The organism is Bartonella elizabethae F9251 = ATCC 49927 (assembly GCF_000518165.1).
GTDB classification, from domain to species: domain Bacteria; phylum Pseudomonadota; class Alphaproteobacteria; order Rhizobiales; family Rhizobiaceae; genus Bartonella; species Bartonella elizabethae.
In genome coordinates, this window is record NZ_JADB01000016.1 from 14,988 (window position 1) to 33,559 (window position 18,572).

The window sequence follows — 18,572 nt, forward strand, 5'->3', positions numbered from 1 at the left end:
ACCGTGCAATGAATAATCCCTATAAATTTGGCAAAAGCTCTACGCGTAAAACCATCTATAAGAGAATAACAACAGAGCACAATTTATAAGTGTATAATGCATTCTGTATTTCGTGTAAAGAAAAAATAAAACCGGTGCGTGTAATTAATTAAAAAAACAATTAGACCTTGTGAACTTTACAAATTAATCCACAAAGAGATGAATGAAAAAAATGATTTAAATTAGTGGAAATAAACGCTCAAAAACGAGCTTTAGAAAGCATCAAATATGATATTAGTTAATATCAATACGGTATCAAAAAAGATAAATAACACACCTTGGACTCCAGCACGCTTTAAAAGCCTATACCAGTGAGTCACTCTATCCCATTATCAGCAGCAAAAATTTTAAGAAAATTTGCTTTAGCATAGAAAAATGCGCTCGTGCATGCAATAAACGTGCCTTTTCTATTCATATCAAGGAAACGAAAGAACAACACAAGTTGTTATAAAGAAAAAAGGCAGCACACTGTGCTGCCTTTTTTAAAAAGTACACCCTGTACCTTATATTAAAACTGATAACGCACACCTCCGGAGAAACTTGCTCCAGAAAAACCTGCCTTATTAAGTTTATGTTGATAGAGAATATCAGCATGCAGAGAGAACTGAGGCAACAATTTGGCATTAAAACCTAATCCTGCCTCTATTGAAGAGCCAAACGCTCCTAATTTGAAAGCATCACTGAAATGCACAGACTGTTTTTCTCCAAAACCATGAGCAAGATAAAGCTTCCCATATAAAGCAACAGCATTCATACCTTCAGAGCCTGTAGGAATCTTGGTTAAGCGTCCACCAACACGTGCTACCCATTGATCAAGGTTCCCCATTTCAACATTAAAGTTGTCAATATCACGGGCCTTATCAAACTGGAGATGTTGATAGACAACTTGAACCTGCGGATCAAAGACAAAACCCTTATATCCTGTGGCAACTGTCTGACCACCGATCAAAGAAGCACTTAAAGGATGACCTTTTAATGTTGCTGTTTTACCCCGTGCAAGAGTGAGAACATCACCTTTGAACAGACCATAGGATAAAAGACCATCAACATAAAAGCCCATATTATGCTGCATGCTACCATATACCGTAGCAGTCCACTTATCAAATGCACTCTTCTGACTTTGCTCAACATTCAAAGGCTGCAGAGAAAGATTTCCATACGTTCCCATAACCCCAAAGGATAGAGCACTATCAGTATTTTCAATAGTTTGTAGTAGCACACCAGCCTCTACACCACGATAGTCAAGATCACCGTCATAACCATATTCAAGCGCAGATAAATCTGAAGCATAACGGTAACTTCCACCATAGCCGCGTAAATACAAAGCAGGATTCTCACGAACCTCTACCATTCCCGTAGAAGTCATCCGTAAAGTTTCTAACTGTTTGCTTTGATTGTTAATATCCATCAAACCAGCATGGAATACGCTATTAGGCAACACGAGATAAGTTGGCACTTGTGGAACAACAGATCTTACAAATTTTTCAGGAAGAGCAACAGATCCAGCAGACTTAACATACTGATTTTCTAAACGGAAGTTCCAAAATGCTCCGCCATCCTTAACAAATTTCTGCCGAACATGCTCCTGTTTGGAAGTTGCTTCTGGACCATAAGCACGAAGAGTGTATTTGTATGGTGAATTTCTCAGCGCAACATAATCACCATCAAGTTGGAAAGAATCCTTCTCCGCTTGACCATAGACCTGAATAACTGAAACACTATGAGCAATCTTAGCATTCACTTGACTATTTGCTCCATTGCCTGCATCGCCTTGTACACGTATTTTTGTTTTTCCAGAAACATCACCATGAATGACAAGTTGATCAGTTACTTGCTGACCACTTGAATCATGAGGATTTAAACGCGCATTGAGATGAATAACAGCATCACCTTGTGCCTCATAAACTATGCCTTCTCCATTTCCAATATGGAGAGTTTGATATTTCCCTCCAGATTCGGAAGGTGCAAAATTAATAGTACTATTTACAAGTCTCACAGAAGAAAGGCATGAATCCAAACATCCTAAATCTGGAGTCCCTGAACTCTTCTGGACACTTCTTTTGAGAATCCACTCTGAATTATTGGCTAAGTCTAATCTTGCATAAGAATCTTTATTAACGCGAACACCCCCTGTCACAATAGAATTATCAACGGAAACCGATATTTGAGAATCGTTCTCAGCCTTCAACAACAAATCACCAGCAAGTGTTGTTTTATTTTCTAATGAAACATGACCAGCTGAATTATTACCAAAGATCGCTATACCCTTTGTAACTTCAAAAGCAGTTTGTTTCAACGAAACTATCCCTGTCATGCTTATAGGCGTTTTCTCCAGCTTGGTGGATATAGCACTGCGCTTAACAACATTTGCTTTCTCAGTTGCTAAATCCTTACTTTGATTTTGTCGACTCTCTTCTTTTTGTATTAGCCCATCAAAATAGATACCATAGGTTCCCTCACCTTCTACTTTAACCGTAGAAGCTTCGATATTTGCGTGATTAACAACAGGACGAACCTCAGAAGCTCTTCTCTTCCTAGAAGTCCCCGTTTCAACCACATCATCACCCTTTATAACCCACAAAGCATGTCCATCAGTCACAACGCTCCCATTCTTAAAATCAACAGAAGCATTATCACTCAATAGAAAAGCAGCACTCTCTAAATTCTCTTTAGAATCTAACTTTTTTGTCGCTTTTTTAGTAGTAATATTAACTTTGTCTAACTTAACGCTTCCTCCAGATTCGGACCTCACAGCCACACCCTTTGCCAAGGTAATACTCCCAGAGTTCATGGTTATTTCACCAGCGTTACTTGCCAGACCCGCTGTAGCCAAATCTCCCATTACGTTAATTGTCGTATCCTTTAAATTAACAGATGATCCAGATCCTGCCAACACACCCACATAATGAGCATCGACTGTTCCATCATTCATCTTAACCTTTCCGCCACTTTGCGCTTCAAGCCCAATCACAGAAGATTTAATTGTTGATTTATTATTCAAAACAACCTCTGCCCCCTCTTCTGCCAACACAGCACTTACAGCCTTTATTTCAGTAAAATCAACATTATTTTTACGATCAGAAGAATCCACACCACTAATTGTAGCTCCCTCTAGCTTAACAACCGTATTCTGATTTTTTACATGCATCAAATGCTGCATGTCATCACTTCCCTTCAATGTAAGGTCTGTCACTGTACGTGTTTGGCCATCACTACAAGAATAAGGAGTTTGCAACGCCTTCCCACCATTATTCTGTGCAGCATCACACGTAGAAGAAACCTTTTCCTTACCACCACTATTAGGCAGAAGAATACGTCCAACAGGCCCATTAGAAGGTTCGGCAGGTTTCCCAGAAACCACAGAAGTAGAAGCTACATTAGAAGATACAGCAGATCCCTCAGAAACCACAGGAGAAGAAGCTACATTAGAAGATGCAGCAGATCCCTCAGAAACCACAGGAGCAGAAGATGTCTCAGCAGAAACTCCATTAGAAGGTGCGGTAGATGTCCTGGAAACCACAGGAGTAGAAAGCCTCACAGCAGCAGCTGATTTTATAGGAGCTGGCCTTTTAGATACAGGAACAGAAGATGTAACAATCGAGGAATCTATAGTGTCCACACCAGATGTCTCTGCAATAGAAGGGCGAGGTGGAACATTAGTTACATGAGAACTATCAGAATCTGCAGAACCATTAGAATTTATATCTGTAGGAGAAGTATGAGACTCAGATGATCCAGAAGAAACCCCTTCAACCCCAGATATTTGAGATCCCTCATCGGAAACAGGTGGATTAGCTACTACAGACGCACTCTTCTCAGATGAAGTAGAAGTACTAGAAGACGAAACACGCCCCGATTCTTTGGAAGAATCTATTACAGATATACTACCATCAGCACCAACAGCTATACCAAATTCTTTAAGCTTCTCTTCTAAACTATCCGATTCTTTCAGTACACCCAACTTTTTAAGATACTCTCTTACACTTTCTCTTGAAATCAGAATTCCAAACCACCCACCCCCTGAAGTATACATTCTCGTTATATGAGGATCACTGAATGTATGCAATTTAAATTGTCCTGGCATAGTCAATCCAAACCTAGAAAGCAGTATCGACTTCAGCTTAGAATGATCAGACACAACGGTAGATTCAACAGAAGATAAAGCCCCAGTAGAAGACTCGGGTGTAGCTGGCAAAGCAGGTCCGATGGGTAAAGCGGTATGTACACTTGCAGATTCATCAGACTCCTCACGCACAACCTCAGCGGCAGAACTAGAATTAACAGCACCCTCAACACCTTTAGCAGCAACTACAGGAGTTTCTTCACGTTGAGGAGGTGAACTATACGTAACAGTAGACTTATGCGGATCAGCATAAAGATAATACGAAACAAACTCTGCATTTTCTAAACGAAAATCCCAAAACTCCGATCCCCCTTTCTGTAATTGTGCATCAAAATACTTTACCGTCCGAGACACCTCTGGACCATAAACATGAAGAGTATATCTGTAAGGGTAACCATTTAACGTAACATAATCACCATTCAACCGAAAAGAATCTTCTTGTGCCTTTCCATGAACCTGAACAAGTGAAACACTATAAGGCGCATCTTCCTTTCCAACGCCTCCTGAAGCGAAATTTCCTGAAGTGGCATTGATATGCAATGTAGTTCTTCCAGAAACATCACCATGAATTAAAAGCCTATCAGACACCTGCACCCCGTTATCGTCCGGACTATATCCTCCCCCCAGATGCACATTAAAATGAATCCAAGCGCTATCGGCATCGTAAACCACACCTTTTCCATCCCCAATACGAAGAGTCCGGTAATTTCCAATATCACTTTCCGGAGAGATGAACTTAAGAGTACTATTTTTAAGATTGATAGATGAAATACATGAATCCAGACAATTTTTAGTTAAACTTCTCTCATCTAAATCTCCAGAATTACGACTATATAGATCCTTTGTTACATGCCACTCCGATCCATGGGATAAAAAAAGCCTCGCATGAGAATTCTGACCAATACGAGCACCTCCCATAATTTTAGAATCGTGAACGAAAATCGACAAATCAGAACTATGTTCTGCTTTCAATAATAAACCACCTGAAATCATCGATTTTTCTTTTATAACAACGCTTCCCCCCAAACTATCACCATAAATCGCTACACCCGCTGGAACTTCAAGAATAGTGCCTTGCAAAAGAACTGCATGCAATCTGTCTTCATTATCTTCTCTTCTATTTTTTACTAGATGCTGTTGTACATTTTGATCATTTCCTTGCCCCACATGCGCCTGATCATTTTCTTCCCTCACATTCGAAGGTACATCCCTTAAAAATAATACACCATAAGAATCTCCTGCCAAATTAATAGTTGAATTTTGAATATCAGAAACTATCAAGTTAACAACCTTAGAATCTACATCCAACGCATCTTGAGGATTTTCAACAACAGTTCCAGAAGGTGAATTAATATTTTTAGAATCCACACCACCCCCTAAAAAATCTTCTATAGAAGATGAAACTTCAAGATACGTGGAACTAATACTACCAAGGACAGTTCCAGATCCTATAGGGATTAGCTCACCAAAGAAAGAATCATCATTAGTGTTAGGATCAATCTTCCCACCACTATGCTCATCCACCAATCCATCCAAAACTCTAGAGTTATTATTATTAAATTTATCATTTACCAACAGTGCAATAGTATTGGAAGCTCTAAGTTCCCCATTTTTAAAGGAAACAATACCACCACGTGACAATAAACCTATGCTCGTCTCTGAAGTATTATCTGTTTCAGTTCTTAATTTCTCAGAAATCTTAATAGCTGTCCCATCTAGTACCACAGTTCCCTCTTCTAATGAGATAACTCCTATCCCCCCCTCTTTCACAGTAATTGCTCCAGATCTCATTCCTATAACAGATGGACCAAAACTAACTAAACCGATTCTTTTAACATTAATATCTACATTTTCTAAAAAAATTTGCCCACTATCGCTAGCAAGAGCACCTATGTACGTATCTCTAATCCCTCCCCCTTCCATAGTGATCTTTCCTGTATCGGTAGCCTGAAGCCCGATAAAGAAACCCTGAATATTTGTGTCTCTCAAATTAGCCTCTGCATTTAAATTTTCAGCAGCATCGCTCACGTATATACCAGTATAAAACCCACCATGACCATATAAACTATCTATGTTTTCTATACTTAATTTAGAGTTCTCCATAGCTATGTTAGATAAACTTTCAGAAAGTTCTTTCTCAATCTTCATACTCTGAATGGATACTTCTTCTAAATTAAGGACTGCTTTCCCGCCACCAGAAGGAGATCGCACATTTACAGCTGCCCCTCCCTGATCCGCTATAATACTTGCCCCCATTAGAGTATGTATTCCAACTTCATCACAGGAAATAGATCCATATACCCGAGGATCCGCATCAAGTAAATCAGCTAATCCTTCACCTGCCCCCTCACCTCCAATAGCTGGCATAGATACATCCTCCCTAGACAAAAAGCCCTTAAGTACTTCAGATGTAGGCGTAGATATTAGAACACTTGACATATTATCAAAATCTTGATTTGAACCAGGCGAACCTAGAACACCCGCTAGATCTGATATATCTGTTCTTGAACTATTTCGTACAGAAACTAATTCGCCTCCTAACCCTTTTGGCACACCTGGCAATACACCCGCATCATCCGTATCTACCGCTCTTGCTTCCCTAGAAGGTACAACACCTGCACCTGGAACAGCACCCGGCACGGCACCTGGAACTGCACCCGGAACTGCACCCGGCACGGCACCTGGAATAGCTGTTAAAGAAATATCTAAATTACCAGGAAAACCATCCGGAAAACCTGGCACAGCAGCAGCAGAACCTTTTCCAACAGCAGCAGAACCTTTTCCAACACCAGCAGCACCTTTTCCAACACCAGCACCACCCGGAACACCTGCACCAGCCACAACAACACCGGGCATACCTGGAACACCTGCACCACCCGGAACACCTGCACCAGCCACAACAACACCCGGCATACCTGGAACACCTGCACCACCCGGAACACCTGCACCAGCACCACCCGGAACACCTGCACCAGCTACAACAACACCCGACATACCTGGAACACGAACATTATCAACTGTAATATTTCGTATCATGCCAGGAACTAAAACTTTATTCTTTATAGAACGACAAACATTAGTAGGTTGAATAGTTTGATTTAAAACAGACATAACCTGAGGCTGTGGCTGTGGCTGTGGCTGTGGCTGAACAGAACTACCCAAAGTATCACCCACTCTAGGCTCTGCTCTTCCAGGCTCTGCCACCCCTCCAGAAGCTCCAGTTTCTGGCACCGTAGAACTGCTCGATCCACTACCAAAAGTCATAAATGATGTTAATGAATCCCACCACCCCGCCACAGAAGCATCGACACCTTGTAAAAAGAAGAAGGCACTTGTTGTCAATGCGTACAAACGTGTACGCTTTTTAAATACATTGATCATATGTCAAACTTTCTAAATAATGTTGCAAAAACACTAGAATTAAGTGAAAATGAGGTAAGTGAACAGTTTGTAACATATGTTAGTCAACTTTACAACATAGTGTTATTTATTGTCGCGTCATTTTGTGCATAAAAATGCCTAAGTTAAGTTTTTAAGTGCACAAACCCTTGTAGAATTAGATAAAAGGATAAAATCACGATGATAAAATATATGAAATGCGTGACTTCTGTCTTACTCGTTGCAATCAGCTTTGCAACGGTTTTATGGACACAAACGAGTATTGCGAAAAAAAGTACTCAAACAAATATAACGATTAATCATGTTTCAGGCACAACTTCCGTTCCCGCTTCTCCGCAAAAAGTCGTTGTTTTTGATCTTGCATCGCTTGATAATATGAATCATCTTGGGATTAAAACGGTTGTTGGCATTCCTGAAGGAAAAAAACCTTCCTATCTGCAACAATTTGATGATGCAAAATATGAGAAAATCGGCACTCTTTTTGAACCAGATTATGAAAAAATTGCCACTCTTCAACCCGATTTGATTATTATTTCCTCCAGAACCCAAGCAAAATATAACGATTTATCCAAAATCGCTCCAACCATTGATCTAACGGTAGGAAACGAAAATTCTCTTGAAGATATTAAACGAAATGTGTCTATCCTTGGAAAAATTTTTGGCAAAGAACAGGAAGCAGAAAAAGAAATTGCAAAGCTTAATGAAACTTTAGCTGAAGTCCGTCAAAATACCCAAGGAAAAGGTACAGGGCTTGTCCTCATGACCTCTGGTGGAAAAATCAGTGCTTTGGGATCAAAATCACGTTTTGATATTTTTCATTCCGCTTTTGGAATTACCCCTGCAACCGATAAACTCACTGTACAAAAACATGGACAGCTCATTTCTCCTGAATTTATTCTGGAGACAAATCCTGATTGGTTGTTAGTAATTGATCGGGATGCGGCAATTGGACGGGAAGGACTATCCGCAGCACAACTGCTCAACAATGAGCTTGTGCACCGCACAACAGCAAGCAAACAAAACCAAATTATTTATTTGGACTCTTGGAGCTGGTATCGTGCAAGTGGTGGTTTAACAGGACTCCTTGAAACCGCTAAACAGATCAATGAAGCTTTTACAAAGAGCAAATAAGCATACAAAAGGGCTTGCTTGCTCTATGAATAAAATTTAAAAGCAGAGGTTGTTTATGAAACAACCTTTGTTTTTTTGTTAAGTTTTATGAGAAAATGATTTAACGTGAAGAATTATTGGATAACCATAACCCTTCTAATTTTCTTGTCCATCTTCAGCATTTTTGTTGGTTATTCTGACGTCACGCCTTCTGATCTCTTTGTAGCCGATCCTCATGCCTGGCTTATTTTTTGGCAAACGCGTCTTCCTCGTACCATTGCAATCCTTTTAGTAGGCGCAGCGCTTGCACTTTCAGGCATGATTATGCAACTGTTGACACGTAATCGCTTCGTCGAACCATCAACCGCTGGAACTGTTGAATCTGCTTCCCTTGGCATTCTTTTTATTATGATTTTTCTACCCAATATTCCTGTTTTAGGAAAAATGGTTGTTGCGACACTTTTTGCCATGACAGGCACTTTACTTTTTATGTTTTTATTACACCGCATTCCTTTAAAATCCGCTCTCATTGTACCCCTTACAGGGATTATGCTAAGCTACATTATTGGCTCGTTAACCAATGCCATTGCAGATTATGAAATGCTCCTTCCTTCTCTTCAAGCTTATTTATTTGGTAGTTTTACCATGATTCTTGAGGGGAAATATGAACTTTTATGGCTCTCCCTTCCTCTTTGTCTTCTAGCCTATTGTACTGCTGATCGCTTTACGGTTGCAAGCTTAGGAGAAGATTTAACCAATAATCTTGGGTTAAATTATCGTGTCGTCATGTTTTTTGGTCTTTTTATTGTCGCCTCAATCACTGCTGTTGTTGTCTGTACCGTCGGCCGTATTCCTTTTGTTGGATTGATTATTCCAAATATTGTTTCAAGTTTCATGGGCGATAATATGCGCTATACTGCTCCTTGGGTAGCCATCAGCGGTGCAGGATTGGTCTTAATTTGTGATCTTTTAGGGAGAATCATTCATCCATCTCTTGAAATTCCCATCAGCACTATAATGGGCGTGATCGGTAGTTTTATTTTTATGATACTGCTTTTACGCTGGAGAAAGAATCTTGGATAGAAGCAAAAAAACAAAATGTGTACTAACAACGCTTATTATCATAGCATGTACGGTCATCAGTCTTTACATGACGTGGAATATCAATGTTTATACATGGACATTTCGTCTGACAAAACTGATCTCTCTGCTTCTTATTGCCTATGCAATAAGCGTTTCTACAGTTTTATTTCAAACAATCGTTAATAACCGTCTTCTGACCCCTTCAATTATGGGATTTGATCAGCTTTATATTTTAATAAAAACTGTTTTGATGTATTTTTTAGGCTCTCTTTCTTTGCCCTTTTTGAATGAAGAAGGACAGCTCATTCTCGAAGCCCTTATTCTCATGCTTTTTTCCATAAGCCTTTTTCGTTGGCTGTTTTCAGGTAGCCTAAAAGGTCTTCACTTGACACTTTTAATTGGAGTTGTTTTAGGCGGCTTTTTTTTCAGTTTACGGATGTTTATGCAATTGCAACTCAATCCAGACCAGATGATGAATCTAACAGATATTATGTTTGCAAATTTTAATAAATTTAATACGTCCCTCATAAGCTTTGCCACAATAATTGTTTTCATTGTGAGTTTAATTGGGTGGCGTTTCCGCCATCTTCTTGATATTTTGGCTTTGGGACGTGAAAACACTCTCAATCTTGGCGTTAATTATCATAAAAGTGCAACAGCTATTCTTATTTTTGTTTCTCTTCTCGTCTCTCTTTCCACTGCATTAGTAGGCCCCGTCACTTTTTTTGGACTGCTCGTTGCCAACCTTTCATATGAACTTTCACCTCAAACAAAACATAGTGTCGTTATACCGATTGCAATATTGTTAGCGATGATTTGTTTGGTGGGGGGACAATTTATTTTAGAGCAAATTTTTCACATGGCGGGACGTTTAAGTTTTATCATTGAGTTTTGTGGAGGGATTGTTTTCTTAATGTTACTGATGAAGGGAAAAGTAAAATGATTGAGATCAATCATCTTTCCAAGGCTTACGGAGCACGATTGATTATCGACAATTTATGTCTTCATCTTCCCAAAGGGGGGATTATTTCTCTTATTGGGCCTAATGGTTCGGGAAAATCAACTCTTTTAATGCTGATAAGACGTCTTTTAACGCACGACAAAGGCACAATTAATATCGACGGTTTTGATATTGATAAAATGCCCCACGATATTTTGGCCCAAAAGCTCTCCATTTTGCGTCAAGATAATCCTTTATCCTTCCGTTTAACTGTGTACGATTTAGTGAGTTTCGGACGCTATCCTTATTCAAAAGGCTGGTATACACATGAAGATAGACAATTTATCGACAGTGCGCTACGCTATCTTGACTTACAAGATTTAAAAGACCGTTTTTTAGACGAGCTTTCTGGTGGTCAGCGTCAACGGGCTTTTATTGCGATGGTTATTTGTCAAGATACCGATTATCTTCTCTTAGACGAACCATTAAACAATCTGGATATGAAACATGCCGTTTCTATGATGAAGCAATTACGCCGCACAGCTGATGAGTTGAAAAAAACCATTCTTATTGTTATGCACGATATTAATTTTGCCTCCTCTTATTCAGATATGATTGTTGCATTGAAAAATGGGAAAGCAGCCTATTTGGGAACCCCCAAAGAAATTATGCAGCCAGAAATTCTTAAAGACATTTATGATGTCGATATTCAAATCAAAACAATCAATGACATTCCTATTGCTCTTTATTATCGATAATTATAAAGATTTTTTGCGCTTGCCTACGCTGTAGAATCTGCTAGAGAGGGTAAAATGGGCTTATTGGGGAATAGTTTAATGGTAGAACAGCGGACTCTGACTCCGTCAATCTTGGTTCGAATCCAAGTTCCCCAGCCAATATAGCTTGTGTGTATGTAGCTTGCCAGAAGGTTTTGTATATTTTGACAAAACGCGCATTTAATGCTGAATTTTATACATAAAAACAATAAATTATCATGTGTTCCTATCTAATCCCACTGAATACAAAACCTAGCATCAAACTACAAAGGAGTTTGAAAATTTCAATCTCTCTTATTTATTTTTTACAACTCATGAAGATTTTGAAACTTTTTAGGCGATTTTACGGTGTATTTTTTATAATCAACACATCACATCATAAAAAATGTTATTTCTGCCATTTTTCAATTAAAAGTTGTTTTTATTTGTAAAGCCTTAGCATATGCATTATATGTTTTCTATATTTTCTCAAGCCAACTGCTTATTTCCTCACAACACCTACATAATGACAAAAAAGAAGCATTAAAGCTTATTCCAGATATCTATTTACGGAGAAAATAAAACTTTTTCATCATATAAAGCTTTTCTGAAATGCGTATTTTAAAGACTTTTTAAAATGCCATTTTATACTCTCTCCAAGGCAAGCAGCAAATGCTCAACACATGCCTTACAAAATTCCGTTAATGTAAACCATGAACATAACCAATATAAAAAGGCTCCCCAAGCATCTCAGCCTCTATATATTAATTCATGAGACAAAAGAAGAAATAACAATAAATTGATTTTTTTAATACACTGCTACACAATCTTGCACTCTTGACTTTTCAAATTTACGCCTCGAGCACACTTTGCTCTTTATATCGTAAAGTCAGAAAAACATCTTCTTATAACTTGCTGCAACTTGCGGAAAATTCTGTATCTTTTCCGATGATTCCGAGATCTTTAATTAAAAGGGGTTTTCCTACTTCTCCATTATAGGCCTTAACGTGGATGTTTTTTCCCTTCACATCTATAAGATAATAATCTCCATTAAAAAGTGCACCAGCTGTATAGACAGGAATATTGCCAAAAACCTTATCATTTTTTGCACGGCAATAGGACTGATAATGCGTATGTCCAACGAATATTGCTTTAACATTATGAGAAGTAATAATGGATTTAAACACTGCCAAATCTTTAGCATTTTGTTTACGAATAAAAAAGGATTCGCCATCCACAGAAGCAGCACGAGCATCGTGAAAATTAATAATTGTCACTTTACCTCTCGCATCAGCAGCAGCTAAATCTTGTTTAAGCCAATCTAAAGATTTATTGATTTGCACTTCCACAGACTGTCCCTTTAGATGCACCATATAACTTGGATAATTATGAAGCTGGACATAATGAATATCTCCATAATCCCAAGAATAACTTAAGCTCCCTTTGATTTTATGAATATTTTCACGCGCAACAGGAAGCAAACTTTCAACAACATCTGCATTGAAATGAGATAATTGATTTTGATATTTTTTGATTTCCGCCACCATTCTTAAAACTGCACTTATAGCACAAGCATCCTTATAAAAATTGAAGACTTCAGGTATGGTACAGTTTCCAACATTATTGGCATAATCATGGTTGCCTAATCCCTCATAGACAGGAGAGCCGAGATTTTTATAGAGATTTTTATAATCGTCATAGTTTTTTTGTTGACCAAACTCCGTCAAATCACCATTCACAATATGAAAAGCAGCTTTGTGTGCTTTTATGACATTGGCAACCTGCTCGTTTATTTTAAACCATGGCTCCCTGTTAGACAGTCCATTGGCATCACCGGAATTCAAACGCCAAGGTTGAGGATCCGCCATGATGATGGCAGTATAATTTTTGGTAAGAGACTTTTCCTTCATGGACCAATCCATTAACGCATGATGAAGCCTTTCATCTCTTTTTGTTTTTTCAGAATCAATATTTAAACAACCAACAAGAGCGAAAGCAATCATGGTGATTGCTATATATTCAACTTTATATCTCATACATATACCGCCATAAAAACATTATGTAATTTATTATATTATCAATAAATTTTTTAAAGGTAGTCTTTTGTTTTTTTGTCAAGAATATGTCAAAAGCGCAAAATAATGATTTCGCATTACATGGATAATTTCAATGAAACGAACAGCAGCATTCACGCCAAGCCTTCAGTTTTAGGTGCCTTCATTTATTGATGATTGATTGCATGTAATATATTTTTCTTGCTATGCCTGAACACAACGCTTTTGATACCCCCTACCCTTACTAGTTCTATCAAAAACTTCGAAGTATTGGTATGGTATCAAATGTCCCCATAAAGAACCGCATAAGAAACGAGCGGCATTGTATAAGTGCTTTTCCATTAAAACCAAACACACTCACCAAGAAACTTTTCACAAATAATTCAAGAAGCAATGCACAATAAAAAGGCATGCAAAATCAAAATCTTATAACAATATTTTAAAAGATTATAAATATTACTACAAATAATATCGAAATGGATAATAGTTATAAAATTATAAATACATAATATATTTAATATAAAATGAAATATAATTTTGATAAGCTAAAGATTCATTTTGACAGAAAAAGTAAAATAAATTATCAGAGCGATAGTAATTAACGAAAAGCAATATCTATTTTCTTTTCTTCTTTTGAAGACTGCGGGGAAGTAAATATTGGGGGCTTTAAAAGGAGAGTATTCGTGTATAAAAAATCCCTTCTGTCATCTATAGCAACAGCCGCTATTGTGCTGTTTAATATTCAATTCAATGTACAAGCTGAATCTCTTAAAGTTTCTGGAGAGAAAAAAGAGGTCAAAGATGCCACTTATGAGACTCTTCAAGCCTTAAAGGGGGGGCAAATCACTGGTGAAAATTTAACAGTAACCGGAAATAAAGATACCAATAAAGACACTAGCGAAGGAGAAAACACACCTCCTCTCGGATCATCCTCTTTAGAATCACCCGCAGCTGTAACAACTGAAGACAAGGGGAGTATAATCACATTAACAGGAGATAAAACAACCATCAAAGGAACTGATTCTGCCATTGTCATAGGTGTTAAAGCAAAAGACGGTGGCACGATCTCCATGACTGGAGGCTCTATTAATGCTTCTGATTTTGGTGCGGCCTTCTTGAACACTAATGGCAACAACAAGCTGGAAAGTGTAACAATATCAAGCGGTGATGATAAAACACTACTGGGATTCGGAGTAGGAGTAAAAGACAGTACAGTCACTTTAAAAGATGTAACCATAAAACAAACAGTGAATGCTTTAAGTGCAAAAGGTGACTCTACAATAACAATCACTGGAGGTTCATTTGCCTCAAAAGAAGCAACAATAACTGCCTCGCAAAACAGTGGAATCACTATAGAGGGAGCTCAAATTACATCATCTGATGACTCTGGAGTCTGGGCAAAAGATGGCGGCACGATCTCTATGACTGGAGGGGCTATTAAAACTTCATACGCTGGTGCTAGCTTTTTGAACAGTAACAGCGACAAAAACAAGCTAAATGGTGTAACAATATCAAGTAATGAAAACGGAAAACAAATAAACTTTGGAATAAAAGCAAACGAGAGCAGTACAGTCACTTTAGAAAATGTAAACGTACAACAAGCAGAAAACGCCATTCTTGCAGATAATAATTCTAAAGTAAAAATCACTGAAGGTTCATTTGCTTCAAAAGAGGCAACAATAGCAGCCTCGCAAAACAGTGAAATCACTATAGAGGGAGCTCAAATTACATCATCTGATAACTCTGGGCTCATGGCACAAAATGGTGGTTCGATCTCTATGAATGGAGGCTCTATTAAAGCTTCACAAGCTGGCGCTTACTTCACGAACAGTAATAGCGACAAAAACAAACTAAAAGACGTAGAAATATCAAGTAATGAAGGCGAAACAGCAATACTTTTTGGAGTAAAAGCAGAAAATGAAAGTAAAGTTTATTTAGAAGGTGTAAGATTCTCTCATGCAGACAGTGGTATATCTGCAGATAATAATTCTGAAATAACAATCTCTAAAGGAGAGTTTGACGCTAAGAAGGTAACAATACACGCTGAAAATGGCAGCACAATCACTTTAAAAGACAATACTAAAATTACATCATCTAATAACGTTGGGCTCGCAGCAGAACAAAAATCAAAAATCAAAATGACCGGAGGGGAAGTAACTGGAAAAGTAGCGGCCATTGTGGCAAAGAACGGCGGGCACACTACGATCGAAAATGTTACTCTAACAATAGATGGTGCTGCCCCCGTTGGAAATAGTGATTTGATTACAAGTGGTTTTGGTGTATTTTCTGAAGGTACAGACAGTCTAATTGAATTAACGGGTGATGATACAAAAATTAAAAATAGTATAATTGGACTTCAAGCAAAAGAAGATGGTGCAATCAGTATGAATGGAGGCTCTATTAATGCTTCACTCGTAGGTGCTCGATTCACCGAAAGTAAAAACGACAAAAACAAACTAAAGAATGTAGAAATATCAAGCAATAAAGAAAATGAGCTACTCATCAATGGAATCAAAGCAGAAGCAGAAAGTACAGTTGCTCTAGAAAATGTAAATGTAAAACAAGTTGGGAACGCTATTGTTGCAGATAGTAATTCTAAAATAGAGATCACTGGAGGATCATTTGATGCAAAAGGGGTAGCTATAATTTCCGAAAACGGCAGTACAATCACTATAAATGATTCTATAATTACATCATCTGAGAACGAAGGACTTTTTACAAAAAAAGATAGTGCAATCAGCATGACGGGAGGGACCATTAAAGCTTCTATAACTGGTGCTTCCTTTGAAAGCAGTAACAGCGAAGAAAACAAACTAGAAAATGTAACCATATCAAGCGTTAAAGACAGTGCACTCCTGAACGCAGGAATATCTGCAGATAAAAGTACAGTCGCTTTAAAAAATGTAAAAGTCTCTCAAACAACAAATGCCATAGTTGCAGATGATCACTCGACATTAACAGTCTTTGGAGGATCATTTGATGCAGAAGATATCACAATAATTTCTGACAGCGAAAGTATCATTACTTTAACCAACAATGCTCAAATTACATCATCTGAAAACACAGGAATCTGGATAACAGAAGATGGCGCGATCAACATGACGGGGGGAACCATTAAAGCTTTCTATAATGGAGCTATCTTCGAAAACAGTAAGAGAGAAGAAAACAAACTAGAAAATGTAACAATATCAAGCGTTAAAGATGAAGATGATGCACTATTACAATATGGAATAGTAGCAAATGATAGTACAGTTGCTTTAACAAATGTCACCGTGACAAAAGCAGAAACTGCCATAATTGCAGATGATCACTCGACAATAACAGTCTCTGGAGGATCATTTGAAAGCAAAGGTGATGGAATATATGCAAAACAAGGAAGTTCTATTTCTTTAAACAACGCTACGGTAACATCATCTGATGGAAACGGTGTCTACGCAGACGGTAAAGATTCAAAAATTATAATGGTAGGAGGAAGTGCAACAACGAAAAATAAATATTCTTCTGCATTGCTTACAAAAAACAAGGGGCAGATCGATGCCACAGATGTTACGCTCACAACAAATGGCATAGGAACCGGCGCACTTGCGCTTGGTGAGAGCACAATTCAATTGCATGGTAATACAACAATCAACAATACTTTAGACGGTCTTAGAGCAGCTGGTGGTGGTAAAATTACCGGTGAAAATTTAAATATCACCGGTGGAAAAGCTATCAATTCGGATCCCGACACAGAACGCTCTGGTCTAACGACAGAAGGCGCTGGCAGTGAAATTAACTTAACAGGCAAAACAATCATTCAAAATGTTGATGAAGGTCTTTATGCAGACGGTGGAAGCAAGATCACCAGTGGCGATCTAGTAATGACCGGTGGTGAGAGCGAAAAAATAACCATTGCTGTAGGCTCTTACGAGCCTGAGAGCAAAATTGAATTAAATGGGAACACAACCATTAAAAATTTTGATCTTGGTCTTGCTGCAGCTGGTGATGCCTCAATTATCATGAAGAATGGCACTAAAAATGAAATAGACGTCAAAAAAATTGCACTATCCGCAGCCGCTCACGGAAAGATTGACCTAGCAAATACTGATGTAAAAGCAGAAAGCATAGGTATGCAACTAGTGGCTTTATCGAAAACCAATACAGATGAAGATGATCTACAAATAGATGGAAATAGCGAAATCAATCTGACCAATAGCAATATTCACGTTGACAATGGCACTGGAATTCTCGTTGGAGCATTTGTTGAAAAAAGCATTGACAATAATATTGCTCCATCAATCGGAAAAGTTAATCTTAACAACTCAGAAATCCATGCGGATGTGTTATTAGACAATGGCCTTTTTTGGGACAAAATTTCTGCCAACGATACAAATTTCTGGAATGATGAAAACATGAAGGAGATATCTACCGGTAGCTTTACCTTAAATGCAGATCATTCTATTTTAGAAGGAAAGGCAAACATTACAAACGACAGAACAATCAGTTTTGATCTGAAAAATCAAGCAAAATGGATCTTGAAAACCAGCACACAAGAGAAAGATGCTGAAGGCAATTTGCTTGATATCGCTCAAAGATCACGTTCTGACATTTCTGTTCTGGGTCTCAATGACAGCTCTCTTGTTTTTGCTGGACCAATAGAAGGTCATTACCACACATTGCATATAGGTTCCGGAAAACCAGAGACTACGGCCGTCTATAACGCAACAGGCGATGCAAAAATTTATTTCAATACAAAGTGGACTGATGGCACACCAATCACAGAGCAAGAAACCGATCATCTTCTCATTCACGGCGATGTTTCAGGCTCCACAACAGTTTACATTCAAAGCGATTTAGGAGATAAAGAGAGCGTCATAAATGCTTCCGATCCTTCTAACATAGGCGGACTTTCACTGATCCAAGTTTCCGGAAAGGCTGATGAAAATTCTTTCAAATTAGCCCATGGTTATATCACAAGGGGTGGTTCACCTTATAAATATACGCTAACAGGTTACGGACCAGAATCAAGCTATGGTCAAGCGAATATTGAACAAAGTCTCTTTGATGAAAAGAATGAGAATTTCTGGGAT

At 38.2% G+C, this 18,572-nt stretch carries 7 protein-coding genes and 1 tRNA gene; 6 read left to right on the forward strand and 2 right to left on the reverse strand.

Annotation, left to right across the window (positions count from 1 at the left end; translation table 11 throughout):
* Positions 1-547 precede the first annotated feature (547 nt).
* Positions 548-7,543 (reverse strand): autotransporter outer membrane beta-barrel domain-containing protein, encoded by a 6,996-nt coding sequence (locus tag T429_RS11095; RefSeq protein ID WP_026500946.1) that lies wholly within the window; start codon positions 7,541-7,543, stop codon positions 548-550.
* Between the two features lie 198 nt (positions 7,544-7,741).
* Between T429_RS11095 and T429_RS0107565 the strand changes: the two genes are divergently transcribed.
* The 5 genes from T429_RS0107565 to T429_RS0107585 all read left to right on the forward strand — a co-directional run bounded on the left by T429_RS0107565 (position 7,742) and on the right by T429_RS0107585 (position 11,590).
* On the forward strand, positions 7,742-8,692 hold the full coding sequence (locus tag T429_RS0107565) for a siderophore ABC transporter substrate-binding protein (RefSeq protein ID WP_005774856.1): 951 nt from the start codon (positions 7,742-7,744) through the stop codon (positions 8,690-8,692).
* A 105-nt stretch (positions 8,693-8,797) separates the two neighbouring features.
* Positions 8,798-9,754 carry an ABC transporter permease gene (locus tag T429_RS0107570; protein WP_005774855.1) on the forward strand — a complete coding sequence of 319 codons (957 nt, stop codon included), beginning with the start codon at positions 8,798-8,800 and terminating at the stop codon, positions 9,752-9,754.
* A complete protein-coding gene (locus T429_RS0107575) occupies positions 9,747-10,697 on the forward strand; it encodes an iron chelate uptake ABC transporter family permease subunit (RefSeq protein WP_005774854.1) in 951 nt (316 codons plus the stop codon). Before T429_RS0107570 ends, T429_RS0107575 begins: the two co-directional genes overlap by 8 nt.
* Positions 10,694-11,452 carry an iron ABC transporter ATP-binding protein gene (locus T429_RS0107580; protein WP_005774853.1) on the forward strand — a complete coding sequence of 253 codons (759 nt, stop codon included), beginning with the start codon at positions 10,694-10,696 and terminating at the stop codon, positions 11,450-11,452. Before T429_RS0107575 ends, T429_RS0107580 begins: the two co-directional genes overlap by 4 nt.
* A 64-nt stretch (positions 11,453-11,516) precedes the next feature.
* Positions 11,517-11,590 (forward strand) — tRNA-Gln (locus T429_RS0107585).
* 764 nt (positions 11,591-12,354) lie between these two features.
* Here T429_RS0107585 and T429_RS0107590 read toward each other — a convergent pair.
* Entirely contained in the window at positions 12,355-13,485 is a 1,131-nt protein-coding gene (locus T429_RS0107590; protein WP_005774851.1) for a metallophosphoesterase, read from the reverse strand.
* Between the two features lie 701 nt (positions 13,486-14,186).
* On the opposite strand from T429_RS0107590, the gene T429_RS09880 reads away from it, so the two are divergent.
* The coding region (locus T429_RS09880; protein WP_034456088.1) for a beta strand repeat-containing protein at positions 14,187-18,572 on the forward strand (4,386 nt) is incomplete at its 3' end.

Coding starts and splice junctions, on each gene's coding strand:
- T429_RS11095 (WP_026500946.1), bottom strand. CDS start 7,543: ATGATCAATGTATTTAAAAAGCGTACACGTTTGTACGCATTGACAACA.
- T429_RS0107565 (WP_005774856.1), top strand. CDS start 7,742: ATGATAAAATATATGAAATGCGTGACTTCTGTCTTACTCGTTGCAATC.
- T429_RS0107580 (WP_005774853.1), top strand. CDS start 10,694: ATGATTGAGATCAATCATCTTTCCAAGGCTTACGGAGCACGATTGATT.
- T429_RS0107590 (WP_005774851.1), bottom strand. CDS start 13,485: ATGAGATATAAAGTTGAATATATAGCAATCACCATGATTGCTTTCGCT.